Source organism: Exiguobacterium sp. s11 (genome assembly GCF_018619015.1).
Taxonomy (GTDB): domain Bacteria; phylum Bacillota; class Bacilli; order Exiguobacteriales; family Exiguobacteriaceae; genus Exiguobacterium_A; species Exiguobacterium_A indicum.
This window is the reverse complement of record NZ_JACSNF010000001.1, coordinates 1,324,075-1,337,163: the sequence shown is the minus strand read 5'-3', so window position 1 is coordinate 1,337,163 and position 13,089 is coordinate 1,324,075. Positions and strand designations below refer to the sequence as shown.

At 50.4% G+C, this 13,089-nt stretch carries 14 protein-coding genes; 10 read left to right on the top strand and 4 right to left on the bottom strand.

The genetic code is table 11. The annotated features are described in order from the left end of the window. Nucleotides 1-96: 96 nt before the first annotated feature. A complete protein-coding gene (locus KNQ12_RS07000) occupies nt 97-1,254 on the top strand; it encodes an AI-2E family transporter (RefSeq protein WP_053454391.1) in 1,158 nt (385 codons plus the stop codon). A gap of 67 nt (nt 1,255-1,321) precedes the next feature. Then, on the top strand, nt 1,322-1,645 hold the full coding sequence (locus KNQ12_RS06995; protein WP_029342725.1) for a winged helix-turn-helix transcriptional regulator: 324 nt from the start codon (nt 1,322-1,324) through the stop codon (nt 1,643-1,645). 51 nt (nt 1,646-1,696) lie between these two features. On the opposite strand, the gene KNQ12_RS06990 is transcribed toward KNQ12_RS06995, so the two are convergent. Both KNQ12_RS06990 and KNQ12_RS06985 read right to left on the bottom strand, forming a co-directional pair. Beyond that, entirely contained in the window at nt 1,697-2,632 is a 936-nt protein-coding gene (locus KNQ12_RS06990) for a class F sortase (RefSeq protein WP_214747098.1), read from the bottom strand. Between the two features lie 96 nt (nt 2,633-2,728). Beyond that, a complete protein-coding gene (locus KNQ12_RS06985) occupies nt 2,729-4,096 on the bottom strand; it encodes a copper amine oxidase (protein WP_214747095.1) in 1,368 nt (455 codons plus the stop codon). Between the two features lie 386 nt (nt 4,097-4,482). Between KNQ12_RS06985 and KNQ12_RS06980 the strand changes: the two genes are divergently transcribed. From KNQ12_RS06980 to KNQ12_RS06970, 3 genes are read left to right on the top strand one after another with little or no spacing between them, the layout of a single operon-like run. After that, the gene (locus KNQ12_RS06980; protein WP_214747331.1) at nt 4,483-4,770 is read left to right on the top strand and encodes a DNA-directed RNA polymerase subunit beta; all 288 of its coding nucleotides are present in this window, start codon (nt 4,483-4,485) and stop codon (nt 4,768-4,770) included. A gap of 26 nt (nt 4,771-4,796) precedes the next feature. Further along, entirely contained in the window at nt 4,797-5,219 is a 423-nt protein-coding gene (fabZ, locus tag KNQ12_RS06975) for a 3-hydroxyacyl-ACP dehydratase FabZ (protein WP_023469477.1), read from the top strand. Nucleotides 5,220-5,226: 7 nt separating this feature from the next. Next, on the top strand, nt 5,227-5,649 hold the full coding sequence (locus KNQ12_RS06970) for a hypothetical protein (protein WP_053454386.1): 423 nt from the start codon (nt 5,227-5,229) through the stop codon (nt 5,647-5,649). A 45-nt stretch (nt 5,650-5,694) separates the two neighbouring features. Here KNQ12_RS06970 and KNQ12_RS06965 read toward each other — a convergent pair whose 3' ends face one another. Continuing rightward, complete coding sequence (locus KNQ12_RS06965) at nt 5,695-7,212, bottom strand: S8 family peptidase (protein WP_251055724.1); 1,518 nt, start codon at nt 7,210-7,212, stop codon at nt 5,695-5,697. Nucleotides 7,213-7,352: 140 nt separating this feature from the next. Here KNQ12_RS06965 and KNQ12_RS06960 point away from each other — a divergent pair, with 140 nt between their 5' ends. Both KNQ12_RS06960 and KNQ12_RS06955 read left to right on the top strand, forming a co-directional pair. Further along, the gene (locus KNQ12_RS06960) at nt 7,353-8,789 is read left to right on the top strand and encodes an SdrD B-like domain-containing protein (RefSeq protein ID WP_214747092.1); all 1,437 of its coding nucleotides are present in this window, start codon (nt 7,353-7,355) and stop codon (nt 8,787-8,789) included. 103 nt (nt 8,790-8,892) lie between these two features. Further along, nucleotides 8,893-9,345 (top strand): helix-turn-helix domain-containing protein, encoded by a 453-nt coding sequence (locus KNQ12_RS06955; protein ID WP_353047612.1) that lies wholly within the window; start codon nt 8,893-8,895, stop codon nt 9,343-9,345. A 63-nt stretch (nt 9,346-9,408) separates the two neighbouring features. Here KNQ12_RS06955 and KNQ12_RS06950 read toward each other — a convergent pair whose 3' ends face one another. Then, nucleotides 9,409-9,657, bottom strand: coding sequence for a hypothetical protein (locus KNQ12_RS06950; protein ID WP_041255214.1), 249 nt, complete (start codon nt 9,655-9,657; stop codon nt 9,409-9,411). Between the two features lie 110 nt (nt 9,658-9,767). Here KNQ12_RS06950 and KNQ12_RS06945 point away from each other — a divergent pair, with 110 nt between their 5' ends. From KNQ12_RS06945 to KNQ12_RS06935, 3 genes are all read left to right on the top strand, one after another. After that, the gene (locus KNQ12_RS06945; protein ID WP_214747086.1) at nt 9,768-11,003 is read left to right on the top strand and encodes a UDP-glucose dehydrogenase family protein; all 1,236 of its coding nucleotides are present in this window, start codon (nt 9,768-9,770) and stop codon (nt 11,001-11,003) included. A 73-nt stretch (nt 11,004-11,076) separates the two neighbouring features. Continuing rightward, entirely contained in the window at nt 11,077-11,484 is a 408-nt protein-coding gene (locus tag KNQ12_RS06940; protein ID WP_035395896.1) for a hypothetical protein, read from the top strand. A 228-nt stretch (nt 11,485-11,712) separates the two neighbouring features. Further along, nucleotides 11,713-13,056: an Ig-like domain-containing protein gene (locus KNQ12_RS06935; RefSeq protein ID WP_214747083.1), complete on the top strand. Its 1,344-nt coding sequence runs from the start codon at nt 11,713-11,715 to the stop codon at nt 13,054-13,056. Nucleotides 13,057-13,089 lie beyond the last annotated feature (33 nt).

Genomic DNA, 13,089 nt, shown 5'->3' with positions numbered 1-13,089 from the left:
CGATATATTTTCTGAGAATAAGGATTAAGAAGCATTGTTTTAAGGAAAACTAAAGAGGATATGGAACTTTATTCTTTTACGTAGGGAAGTGGTTAGATGCAAAAAATGTTCGAAAACAAATGGTACCGATTTGCGTGGTGGATCATGACGTTACTCATCATCGTCTGGATTGGCGATCATGTCACGTTCCTATTCCGACCGGTCGCGATTCTGCTTCAGATGGTCGTTCCGCCGCTTGCGATTGCTGGGATTCTCTATTATGTCCTGCTGCCGATCGTCGAGTTGCTCGAGAAAAAGATGAAGCGACGGCCTGCTGTCTTGATCGTCCTCGTTGGTCTGATCGGGATCTTGACGACACTCGGCTTCATCTTCGGTCCGATGCTATCGGAGCAAATCACACAGTTCGTCAATTCGATTCCGACACTCGCGACACAGTTCCAGCGTCAATTGATCGATGTCCGAGAGCAACTTGAAAACAGTTCGGTTTTCTCACGCTTCTTGTCAGGACCGGATAACCTGTTCAATAAGTTTTCTGGCAATATTTCGGAATACGCTTCGACATTCTTGAAGAACATCGGGACGGGTGTCGGTGGCTTCGTCAGTGTCGTAACGACAACGGTCGTGACGATCGTCATCATCCCGATCATGTTGATCTATATGTTGCTTGATGGCGATAAGCTAAAAGGTAATCTCGTCAAGCTGATGCCGTACGAATATCATAAAGAAACGAAAAAAATTCTCGGGGACGTCCACTTGACGATCATGAGCTACATCCGCGGTCAGGTCATCGTTAGTATCGGGGTCGGGATCATCGCTTATATCGGATACTTAATCATCGGAATTGATTATGCGTTGCTGCTCGCCTTGTTCGCAACGTTGACGAACATCATTCCGTTCCTCGGTCCGGTGCTCGGTGTCATTCCAGCGTTGATCGTCGGGTTCATTCAAGATCCGATTCTTGCGATTTATGCGATCATCGTCATGACGGTCGCGCAACAGATTGACTCACACATTATGTCACCACTCGTCCAAGGAAAAACGCTCGATGTCCATCCGTTGACGATCATCATCGTCTTACTCGTCGCAGGGAACATCGCTGGATTCTTCGGTGTCTTGTTAGGCGTTCCATTCTACGCCGTCATGAAGGTCGTCATCTTGAACATTCGTCGTCTCTATCATCTTCGCTCGCAAAAGAAGATGGTCATTACGGAAGAAGAGAAGACGTTCGATACGATTATCACGGAGCGCGATTGAGTTTTGAAATTCACGTAAAAGTGCGTCATACTGAAGAGGTAGTTAAGAAAAAGGGGGCAGGGATCAGATGGATTCACGTCATACCGAAGAACAAGCCGATTTACTGGCATTGCAGAAGTTTCAGCACAATTTCGAAAATAGCCTCAAGTCGAGTATCATTTATCTCTTACGGGACGGTGCGTTGACGATCGGGGAACTCGAGCAACGGATCGATCAGTCACACGGTCAAATCCTCGAACAGTTGCAGGAGCTGATCGAAGATGGACTCGTCATCCAGCAGATGTCAGAAAAAGTGCACGGGCTTGCCTACTATTTAACGGCACCAGCAGAAGATCTCGTTCGTCAGTTCAAGGAATCGATTCGCTGGAGCAAACAGCATATTCGTTATTGAGGAACGTCAAAAGCCAGAGTCGCAATAGGGACTCTGGCTTTTGTGTGGATATTAGCGGCGTACGGCACTGAAAGCTTCTTCCGATTCAATGCCTGCTTTGTTGACGGCTGTAATGATGAAGCGACCCGTCGCATCTTCCGGAAGTGGGAAAGCTTTCCGTTCGATGACGTCTGTTGTACCGAGTTTTTTACGTTTGCCGTCTTTTTCTTGATAGACGTTATATGATGTCACATCTTTATCCGTAGATGCATACCAGTTAACGAATCCGCCACTGACGCGGACGTTCGTGGCTGGTTTCGGTGGCGTTTTGACAGGATCAGATGCTTTCTCATCAAGTTCTGTGAAGACGACGAGTCGATCATCATACGTACCGGCATTTCGGTCAAACGTTCCGATACACGTGATCAAGTTCAAGTTCCGTGTATCTGCTGGACCGAAGATTTTCTTAAGTGGTGCTTTCAAGTGATCGTATTGGACGAGCTCCTTGACGCGGAAGATGAGTTTCCGTCCGGACGCATCAGTAATCTCGACTGGATCACCTTTTTTCAGTTCATGTAGCTTATAGAAAATGGCTGGACCGGTCTTCGTATCGGTGTGACCGTCGATGACAGCATTACCAACGTCACCTGGACGTGGACCGAACTTGTACCAGCCGGCTTGTTGTTCGTTTTTCGGTGTTGCCATCGCTCCATCTTTATCAAGCCCGACTTGTTCGACCTTCGCTTTGATGTCGTGCTTTGGAATGACGAGTTGTTTTGGAAGTTCGACCTCCGTTGCAGAGAGATCCTTGAACTCCTTCTTGAATATTTCAGACGGTTTGAGCGGATCTTCTTCCTTCGTCTCGGAAGAGGCCGCGGATTCCGTTTTTTGATCACCTTGCGTGATGTTTGATGTATCTGGTTTAGTTTGACCAAATAGGAGGAACAGCAGTGTTCCGACCGATACGACCATCAAGACGATGCTCGCCGGTAATAACCAACGTTTCATAAACGCGTAGCTCCTTTCCGAGAGAAGGGATTCCCTCTATGTAAAAAAATAACAGGATAGCATGTGGCTATCCTGTTATTGAGTATACCCAATTTCTTAGGCGTTTTGACGTTTGCGTGCGAGAACAAGACCAACTGCTCCGAGTGCGAGACCGAATACTGCGATTGCACCTGTTGTTGCAGCTGTGTTGTTGTCGCTCATACCACCGTTACCAGTGTTCGGCATTGAGCCTGGTGTACCATCCATGAATTTCTCTGGCGATTGTTTAACGATCGCTTCACCGAGGTTTTCACCTACGCCGTACATGTAAGCGTAAGACTCACGGAATGTGTCGACAGAACCTTTGTAGTCGCCTTCAACATACTGCATGAACGTATCTTGGACGTAAGTCTCGTGACCTGATACGGCTTCTTGTGCTGCTTTTGTTGGAAGGTTTTCTTCTGTTGCTGCACCGAGGAATGCACCGAAATCATTTGAGAACATTTTGAGCATTTCTTGTGCGTCACCCATCAATTTCTTGTCGTCATTGATTGCTGCTGTGACAAGGTTTGCTTGTGCTTCGATGTGGTTTTTCGTCCAAACTTGTTCGAACTGATCTGCACCAGCTTGACCGTAGATTGATTTGATCGCTGCTTTGAAGTCTGCAGTGTGCATATCTTCAGCCCAGTTTGCTGCATCGTAATCTTTCGCTTTATCCACACCAGCTGTCATGCTGATGTTCGCAAGTGCAACGTGTTCAGCTGCAAGGCTGTTAAGCGTTGAACGAAGATCTGCTGCTTTTGAGTCCGCTTTCGTGTTATCGAATTTCTCAGGCATTTGTGTTGTGATAGCGACTGAGAGTGCTTTTGAGATATCGTACATACGGCTGTATCCTTCACGGAACGTGTTGTACGATCCTTCGTAGTCACCAGCTGCATATTGCTGGAATGTCTTGTAGACATCTGCTTCGTGCGCACGGAGAACTTCTTCAGCTGCTGCTTTAGGAAGTTTTCCTTCCGTTGCTGTATCGAGGAAGCTTGAGAGATCTTGTACGAACTCTTCAGTTTCTTTCTTCGAAGCGTTAATGCCGTCTTGATCGTCTGCTTTTACAGCTTTGACGAGGTCTGTCGTATATTTATTGTGATCAACGAAGATTTTCTCGAATTGTTTTGCGCCTTCGTCGCCGTAAACTGAAGCGATGGCTGGTGTCATATCGAGTGCATTTTGTTTAAGTGCTGCTTCGTAATATTCTGCGTCTTTAGAACCGTCATATTGTTTTTTCATGTCCATGACAGCGAGGACGAAGTGCTCTGAAAGTAACTGATCAAGTGTTGCACGAAGGTCAGCAGCTTTTGTTTTAACCGTGACGTTCTTCGGTGCTTCTTGTTTCATGTCATCTGCGCCACCAGAAGCGAATGCTGCTGTTCCTGGAAGTACGAGTGCTGCTGCCATTGCTGATGCTGCGAATTTTTTAGTGTGTTTCATATTGAATCCATCCTCTCGATTTTAAGGTAGTGGAGCGCTTGCTTTGGTTTTAAATAGGAAAAACGTTTGGAAGCGTTGATCTAAACTTGAATAGAGGGATGAAACCGGGCCCGTGTCATCCTGTGCTTGTAAGTGTTGCTTGTGAATCTGTAAGGCTTACGCGGGTGGATGGCATTTGGATTTAAAAAAATGTGAGATTTACGGAAATAATGTGTTGCGAATTTTTTACTTCCTTATATAACAAAAGAAAACTTTTTTTTAATGTTTACCGATTGCTCGTGTTACACTAGCTAGGAGCCAGGAGAAAACAAAGTCATTCCTTATATTGTTACCTGGTACTAATGTGCTATACTACGCTTAGACTGAATCAATGAAAGGTGATCAAAATGGTACAAGACCAAGCAGGTACGGAACAGCCAACGCGTGAACGTTCGAAGCGACATCAACAAGGCAAGGACGCCGGAGCATCTGAAAAGAAAACACCACGTCTTCGTCAGTACACGACGCGACGTGTCCCAATTCTCGTCCGGTTGTTGATCGTTCTCGTTCTCGTCATCGTCGCACTGGTTGTCGGTGCAATGGTAGGGTATGCAACGTTTGGTGGTGGCGAGGCAATGGATGTGTTAAAGCTCGACACATGGACCCGCATCACCGATTTTTGGATGAAATCTTAATTTGTCAGTGATGGGAGCTGTTTAATATGTATACAATCGAACAAATCAAGGAAGTCATTCCGCACCGTTATCCCTTTTTGCTCGTCGATCGGATTTTAGAGGTCGAAGAAGGCAAACGCGCGGTCGGAGTGAAAAACGTGTCTGCGAACGAAGAATTCTTCAACGGACACTTTCCTGACTATAACGTCATGCCCGGCGTTCTCATCGTCGAGGCGCTCGCGCAAGTCGGTGCCTTCGCTGTCCTCAAGATGGAAGCGAACCAAGGAAAGCTCGCTTTCTTTGCGGGCATCGAGAACTGCCGCTTTAAACGTCAAGTCGTGCCGGGCGATCAATTACGCCTTGAAGTCGAATTGACGAAGTTACGTGGACCTATTGGAAAAGGTCGTGCCACAGCGACGGTAGACGGGGAAGTCGCCTGCACTGCCGAATTGACATTCGCAATTAAGTGATGACCAGATGAAACGCTGGTTGCTCCCTCTCGCGATTTCCTTATTGATCATCCCTGGCTGCCAGCGTGCTGAAAAGGTCGAGACCGCTTCCCCATCGGTCATCGTCGACCCAATCAAACGGGCTGGTCAGACAGAGAACATCTCCGCCCAGATTTCCTTGACGAGTAAGGACCGGATGCGTTTAACGATCAAGACGACGAATGACATTCGTCTCGACGATCAGCAAGTCGACATTCGTCTTGAAGTCTCGAATCAATCGATTCCGTTCCCATTCGTGTCGTTTTCCGCTAAAAAAATGGGTGAGATTCGCACGTACACTTCAGATACAACCGTTGAAGATGAAGTTTTCAACGAAAATCGCCTGCCTGTCCTCGTCATTGACGCCGGAGCAGGACGCGGGATTGAGATTCCGCTCGAAATCATCCGATGAACGATAAAGCGCCGACTCCTGTCACAGGAATCGGCGCTTTATCGTTTATTTGACGAGCGAGACGGCACGGTTTACGTCGAGTCGACCGTAGCCGTATGAGGTGTCGTAGCCTTTTGTTCCGAGATCTCGGGCAGACGATTTTAAAAGCTTCTCTGTCGCACTCGGTGACAAGCTCGGCTTCAAGCTCATCAAAAGACTCGCGACTGCTGCGACGTGAGGGGCTGCCATCGAAGTACCACTCGAATAGGCGAGTTCACCGTCACCGATATAACTTGGGATCTCAACCCCTGGGGCGACGAGATCGAGTCCTTTTCCGCGATTCGAGAACGAAGCGCGGACATCTTTTCGGTCCGTCGCGCCGACAGATAGAACATGCGCATAGCGCGCAGGATAGCTGATCGTCTTCGCGCCGTCATTACCGGAAGCAGCGACGACGAGGACCTTCTTCTGATAGGCATACGCGATTGCATCCTCGATAGCGCGCGATTTTTCATCCATTTCCAGACTAAGGTTAATGACGCGGGCGCCTTTTTTGACCGCATGGAGAATACCACGTGCGACGTCCGACGTGGACCCTTGCCCGTGTGCATCGAGGACACGAATCGGAATCAAGGAAGCCGCTGGATTAATCCCTTGAATGCCATACAGATTATCGGCATTCGCAGCGATGATCCCGGCGACATGGGAACCGTGACCGTCCGGATCGGTGACGGAAGTCTTCCCGCGAATGAAGTCGTACCCGAGATCGGTCCGGACACGTCCTGCGAAGTCAGCATAGGTCGAGTTGATCCCGGTATCAACGACGGCGACAAGTGTCGACTGTAACGTTTTTCCGGCGAGTCGTTTTAAGGCAGCGGCGTACTGGATGTCAGCTCCGACTTTTCCTTTTCGTTGTCCCGTGTTCTGGAGCGACCATTGGTACGGACGATACATATCCTTTGCCGTCCGGACGGTCTGTGTATGCTCGACGTAGTCAACAGCAGCTGATCGTTCCAAGTAACGTTTTGCCTGCGTCGCGGCGGCCTTCGTCTTGAACGTCCATTCTTCGAGGGACAGGGCCGGAAGCGACGATCGTGTCGCCTGGAGCGACGTCGAGACGGATTGTTTCAGACTACCGTGCTTCATCTTGACGAGGAGACTCGCGGTCTTTGACGTCGTCGCACTTGGCTTCATCGGCAAGAGCGGCTGGAGTTTACGGAGGCTAAAGGGAATCTGGTAGCGGGTCCCCGGTTTTCCTTCGAAGACGACATACTGTGTACCGGACCAGCTGAGCGGGAAGATCAACGCTTCGTCCTGCAGTTGACGATACCGTTTGTAGGTCGTCCCTTTGCTGTAATTCGTCTTTGAGGTATAGACGGAACCTTTCGAGCGATCCAAGTCGAATTCGAGATGCGTTGCCCGTTCGATATAGAGGGCTGACGGTAGGGTGAAGACGGCACGTCCGGACGCATCATATGTACCGCGTAACGTCTGACTCGTCACCGGAAGTGGTGTCGTCGCAGCCGAGACGGCGGACGGGGTCAGGAGACTGACGCCGAGGAGGAGTGGAAGGATACGTTTCATGAAAAATCACGACCTTTACGGAAAATGGTGGAAAGTTGAAAAAAAGAACAGTTTAAACAAAATTATCTGGTTTAATTTTACGCGGTTGTTTAAAATTTAGATATGTTTTTCTTATTAGAAACGGAGCTGAATGAGACACCATGAAAAAAATCATCATCTTTTTGTTACTCCTGATGTGGGGTGGGACGGGCATCGCTCCGGTCCAAGCCGAATCGAAATGGGACGTGACAGCAAGCGGGACAGGACCGTATACGTTGACCTTCACAGGAGAAGGCATCGTCGATGTGACGAGTGAGACGACGCTTGCGTTCTCAGACGGTTTGACGGGAAGCGGCATTGATATCACTGCACATCCGACGGTGACGTTCACAGCAGAGACGGCACCACGGATCGTCGTCACGGAACCAACGACACAGCAATCGATTCTCCTTGAGTTTCCGAAAGTCGACGCGGAGAAGCCGGTAACGGATGATCCTGCGACACCGGAAGAACCGGTCACGGAACCGGAAGTTAAACCAGACGTCAAACCGGATACACAACCGGTTACACCGAGTAAACCAAAACCGACGACGCCGACAAAGGAAAAGCCGGTCACAGAAACAAAACCGGCTCCGGCGACGAACGTCAAGGCGACGAAGGGGCAAATTACGGGAACGGTCTGGTATGACGCAAACGAAGACGGCATTCGCCAAGAGACAGAAGCCCTTCTTGATGACGTCAGTGTCTTCTTGATCACGCCACGTGGCGACGTCACAGACATGGCGATCACGGAACAAGGGAACTACATATTTGAACAGGTGACGCCAGGGACGTATCAAGTCAAGGTCGATGGCTATGACATCGGCTTGTATACGTTCACGAAGCCGCATCAGGATTCAGATGTCAACACGTTCGGAACGACGAACGTAACGATCCAAGCAGGGGACGTCCGGGTCATCGATGCCGGTATGACGGAAGGGGACGAGATGATGGAACCGTCGCACTTCTTGACACTGACAAACTTCGTCGATGCGAATGGGGACCAACAGCCGCAGGAAAAAGAAGAGACCGTCCCGATGACGTACACGTTACTGGATACGGTCACGGGTGAAACGGCATGGACGATTGAAGACGAAGGAGATGATCACGCTTTTGCGGGCGGAGACAGCTTCCCGGTCGGCACGTACATCTTAAAAGTCAAAGCGCCTGCCGGTTATACGGTTAAGGCGATGCATCACCTCGATTACATCGCGTTTGAAGAGGACATGAGTGAGGCGAAGGATGCTCAGGCGCATCTCTTAAAACACTTGAAGCGTCAATCGGTCGACGCCGTCCTTGATCTAACACGCGATGGTGGCGGAACAATGGTTGCCGTCGAACTGGCGCCACCTGTTGAACCGGTCAAGGAAACGCCGACGAAGGTCGTTAGTCCGGTCAAATCGACAGCACCGGTCGCAGCAAAAGCGGATACGACGTCGACTCCAAGCGTTACAGCAGAACGTCTACCGCAAGCAGGGGAAGACAAGCCGTTTCCGTTCGCGATTGTCGGTGGCATGAGTTCCGTCGTCGGAGTATGGTTGCTCGTTCGAAAACGATAAGGCTTAAACGGAACGTCTCCTGAGTGGAGGCGTTCTTTTTTATGGGATGATGTGTGTGTTTATTGACACACACGCACACATATGCGCATAATAGTAGTATCAAATCATAGGAAAGAGGGATTCGATGTTGACGACAAAACAGATCAGTGAATTATTACGCGTATCGGAAGAGACGGTCCGGCGCTGGATTCGGACAGGGGAATTGCACGCGGAGCAGGACGGCAAAGGGTACCGTGTCGATGAATTGGCGCTGAAACGGTTAGTCGATGAGAAATCACAGATTCCGGGAACCGCATTGAACAAGATTCTCCCAATCATCCAAGATATGTTCGGACCGGAAGCAGCTCAGTTCGCGAAGTCGAACGTCTTTGATCCACTTCAAGCGACGATGCAATCGAGTGAAACGACGACAACACCGGAAGCCTCGAAAGCTTCGATGGAAGCGGAACTCGCACGCTTGAAACGGAAGAAACGTCGCCTTGAGCTCGAACACGAATTGAAGTTACTCGATATCGAGGAACAGATCGCGTCGATGGAACGTAAACAACAATCCTAAAAGCAAAGCGCACGTAGGGGCATCCCCCTCGTGCGCTTTCGTATGTAAGAGGAAAAGACGCCTTCACTGATCCGAAGGCGTCTTTTTGACGGAACGTTGTTTACGTTTCCAGTACCAATAGCCGAGCCCGAGTGCGATCGGGATGGCCGCCAAGTACGGATTGGCTTCGATATATCCAATGATCTCAAATAACGCGAACCATCCACTGATTAAACCAAGGACGAGTAAAATCGACCGCAGGACTTCTGGAAGCTTACGGATCCGATACGCGAAGAGACAAATGAGGCTAAAAATGATGATCGCCACATGCATTCCTCCATTCCGTACTCAGTATAGCGTATTCGGAAAGCTTTTTCGATGCACAAATCGGCTTTCCTCCCGTATAGTGAAGACAGAGAAAAATGGACAAGGACGTGATGGAGATGCAAGCAACAGTGATTGGGACAGGATATGTCGGACTCGTCACCGCGATCGGACTCGCAGAAAACGGACATGAGGTGACGTGTGTCGACTTGAATGCAGAACGGATGGAACGGTTAGCGCAAGGGATTGCACCGATCACCGAAGAAGGAATCGAAGACGCGCTCCGCCTCAATCGCGAACGCTTGACGTTCACGACGGACTATCCGGCGTCCGATTTGTACTTGATCGCCGTCGGGACTCCGGAACGGGCAGACGGTAGCTGTGATCTATCGGCTGTTGAAGCCGTCGCACGTTTGATTGAAGAAACACGCCCCGGTGCCAGTGTCATCGTCAAGTCGACGGTACCACCGGGAACGACGGCCCGCCTGCAGGAAGCGCACCCAACGTTACGCTTCGCGATGGTACCGGAGTTCCTGCGTGAAGGAACGGCACTCGCGGACAACCGTCAGCCGAGCCGTCTAATCATCGGGACGACGGATGCCGCCTTTGCGAAAACGGTCGAGCAGTTATTTCAAACGACAGCCCCGGTCGTCGTCGTTGATCCGACGACAGCGGAATTGACGAAATATGCGGCGAACAGTTTCCTCGCCGTCAAAATCAGTTTCATTAATGAGATTGCTCGCCTAGCGGACGCAGTCGGTGCCGACGTGACGGAAGTCGCCCACGGGATCGGACTTGATCCTCGGATCGGCTCTGCCTTCTTGCGAGCGGGTGCAGGCTACGGCGGATCTTGTTTCCCGAAAGACATCGCCGCATTGACGACGCTTGCGCGGACGCACGAGACGACGCTGCACGTCATCGAAGCAGCTGACCGGACGAACGAAGCCCAGCTCGATTACGTCCTCGCGAAGGTCCGTCCGGAGCGGGGAATGCGTGTCGCGCTGCTTGGTCTTGCCTTTAAGCCGGGAACGGACGACTTACGGGACGCACCGGCCTTACGCCTCGCGGAACGGCTCGAGCAACTTGGTGTCGTCGTCGTCGGCTATGATCCGGCGGCGCGGACGTTGCTTGACCAGAAACCGACGCTTGAAGAAGCGTTACGCGGAGCGGACGTCGCCGTTATCATGACGGAGTGGCCAGAGATGAAGACGATGGCGCCGGAACTGTTGACGCGCGTCATGCAGACGCCACGCTTGATCGACGGACGGAACTGTTGGCAGTACGTCGATGCCCCGGCAGGCGTTGCCTATGAAGCAATCGGACGTCCGGGAAAAGAATTTTCGAACAAACGCTAAATGCGACCTGTCATTAGGGATGAGACCAGTCATGGTGTCATCCCTATTTTGCTAGACGAAAGGACGAAGCGACATGCAGATCGATTATTTCGCGGTTCAACCGAGTGGTCCCAAAGGAGCGCTCGAGGCACATGTGTTATATCCCGGATGGAATCAACGACAGAACGAAGAGTGGGAACGGGCCGTCCATTACGGGGCAGGACTGATCCGGATTCGTCAACGGGGAACGGAACTCCGAATTCCAATCGAGTTCGGATTCGGCTATGTCCTGCAGTACATACGTCAGTTCATGGAAGCCGAACGCAAGGGCGGCAGCATCCGCCAAAAGATGCAAGCCCAGCTCGACTGGATCGCAGAAGGACTACCGGTCCGTTTTAAACGCGAGAAGGAGACGATCGTCGTCACGGCAGAACGGAGCCACGCCTTTGCCGAGCGTCCGTTTCTCGAAGCACTGGAAAAGTCGATGTACGCCTTACCGTGAGATTCGTAAGAAAGCATCTATTGAAAAAACGAACTCGTCGGAGAAGAACGCTGTACTCGGGCGAACACTAGTAAGTCGACTTTAAAAAGAAAGCCTGCGTGGCTTTCTTTTTTTGTTATCGCTGATTTTTAAGAACCGATTCCCATCCTCCTGAAAAGAACAAGCTTCCTCCAGCAAGTGGTTTCGTATACTGAGGAAGGCATGACCTAAAAACAAGGAGTGAAAGCGATGAACGGAATACGTATGATCGGGCGAGCGAGTGTGCTGAGCTTACTCTTGATCATCTGGTTGAGTGGCGCTGTCGAAGCGGACGGTCCACTCGTATGGGATCAACCGGTGTCAGGTGTACTAAAAGCCAACGAGTCAGCGAAGTATGATCTCACCGTGACGCGTGCAAGTAAGCTGACTGTCGACGTCAGTGGATTCGGTGAAAATACACGTGTGACCTTACAGGATGAGCGCAGCAAACAAGTTATCTATCAGAGTTTAACGAGTGACGGCGTCAGACCGGAACAAGCTGTTCTGTCTGAATACGTCGAGCCAGGCAACTACCGTCTGATCGTATCGGAATACATCTTGAGTAAACGACCGGCAGCCTATACGCTTCGTGCGACAGCGGACACCATCACGACGGATGACCAGGAACCGAATAACGGTACGCTAGAAGCACAAGTCTTACCGTTTCAGCAAGCGGTCCGTGGAATGCTCTCTGCTCAAGATGAAAAAGACATCTATCAAGTGAACGTCCCAAAAAACGGCAAGCTATCACTAGTCATCGATACATACCTGCGCGGCAATGCAACGATCAGTCTAACGGACAGTTTAAACGAGAACGTCTTCTCGAGCTATCTCGTCAGTGAAGAGAAGTCGCCGGGAAAATTCCGTCGAGCGGTTTATGTAGAAGCAGGGACTTACTTTCTGACCTTGTCACGGACGAGTACACAAACCGGTCGTTATCAGGTCCAGGCAGCGATGCAACCGGTAACGACGAATGAACAGGAACCGAATGACGGAGTCCTTGAGGCAACACGCCTTTTGTTTGCGCAAGACCACAGTGGTCTGCTGACGTGGCAGGATCATCACGATTACTACCGCGTGACATTGCCGAAAAAGAGTCAGGTAACGTTCGATGTTACGACGATGATCGATCCATCTATGACGATTGAATGGACGGACCCGATGAACAAGTCGCTCTATTACCGGAGTCTGAGTGGAAGTGAAAAGACACCAGGGAGATGGAAGGACAGTCTTGAACTTCCAAAAGGCACTTACTACTTCCGGATTGGGAGTACGTACTACAGCGGATACTATCACTTCCGGATGACAGCGAGTTACCTGTTCCCAGTCTTACAGATCAATCCGGTGAAGGCCGGAGCGCGACAGGTCAACGGGACGACAGAGAAAAACGCTACGGTACGAGTAACGATCAATCAGCGGACGTATACTCAAAAAGCGAATCAAATGGGACACTTTGCGTTTTCGATCCCAACAGCAACGCGTGGCACAAAGATCACCGTCTCTTCTGAGAACCGGTACGGAAAAACCACGAAGCAGGTATACGTGACGCGCTAATCATCTATAGAAAGAACGCATTCCTAACAGACA

Coding starts and splice junctions, on each gene's coding strand:
- KNQ12_RS07000 (WP_053454391.1), top strand. CDS start 97: ATGCAAAAAATGTTCGAAAACAAATGGTACCGATTTGCGTGGTGGATC.
- KNQ12_RS06995 (WP_029342725.1), top strand. CDS start 1,322: ATGGATTCACGTCATACCGAAGAACAAGCCGATTTACTGGCATTGCAG.
- KNQ12_RS06990 (WP_214747098.1), bottom strand. CDS start 2,632: ATGAAACGTTGGTTATTACCGGCGAGCATCGTCTTGATGGTCGTATCG.
- KNQ12_RS06985 (WP_214747095.1), bottom strand. CDS start 4,096: ATGAAACACACTAAAAAATTCGCAGCATCAGCAATGGCAGCAGCACTC.
- KNQ12_RS06980 (WP_214747331.1), top strand. CDS start 4,483: ATGGTACAAGACCAAGCAGGTACGGAACAGCCAACGCGTGAACGTTCG.
- fabZ (WP_023469477.1), top strand. CDS start 4,797: ATGTATACAATCGAACAAATCAAGGAAGTCATTCCGCACCGTTATCCC.
- KNQ12_RS06970 (WP_053454386.1), top strand. CDS start 5,227: ATGAAACGCTGGTTGCTCCCTCTCGCGATTTCCTTATTGATCATCCCT.
- KNQ12_RS06965 (WP_251055724.1), bottom strand. CDS start 7,212: ATGAAACGTATCCTTCCACTCCTCCTCGGCGTCAGTCTCCTGACCCCG.
- KNQ12_RS06960 (WP_214747092.1), top strand. CDS start 7,353: ATGAAAAAAATCATCATCTTTTTGTTACTCCTGATGTGGGGTGGGACG.
- KNQ12_RS06950 (WP_041255214.1), bottom strand. CDS start 9,657: ATGCATGTGGCGATCATCATTTTTAGCCTCATTTGTCTCTTCGCGTAT.
- KNQ12_RS06945 (WP_214747086.1), top strand. CDS start 9,768: ATGCAAGCAACAGTGATTGGGACAGGATATGTCGGACTCGTCACCGCG.
- KNQ12_RS06940 (WP_035395896.1), top strand. CDS start 11,077: ATGCAGATCGATTATTTCGCGGTTCAACCGAGTGGTCCCAAAGGAGCG.
- KNQ12_RS06935 (WP_214747083.1), top strand. CDS start 11,713: ATGAACGGAATACGTATGATCGGGCGAGCGAGTGTGCTGAGCTTACTC.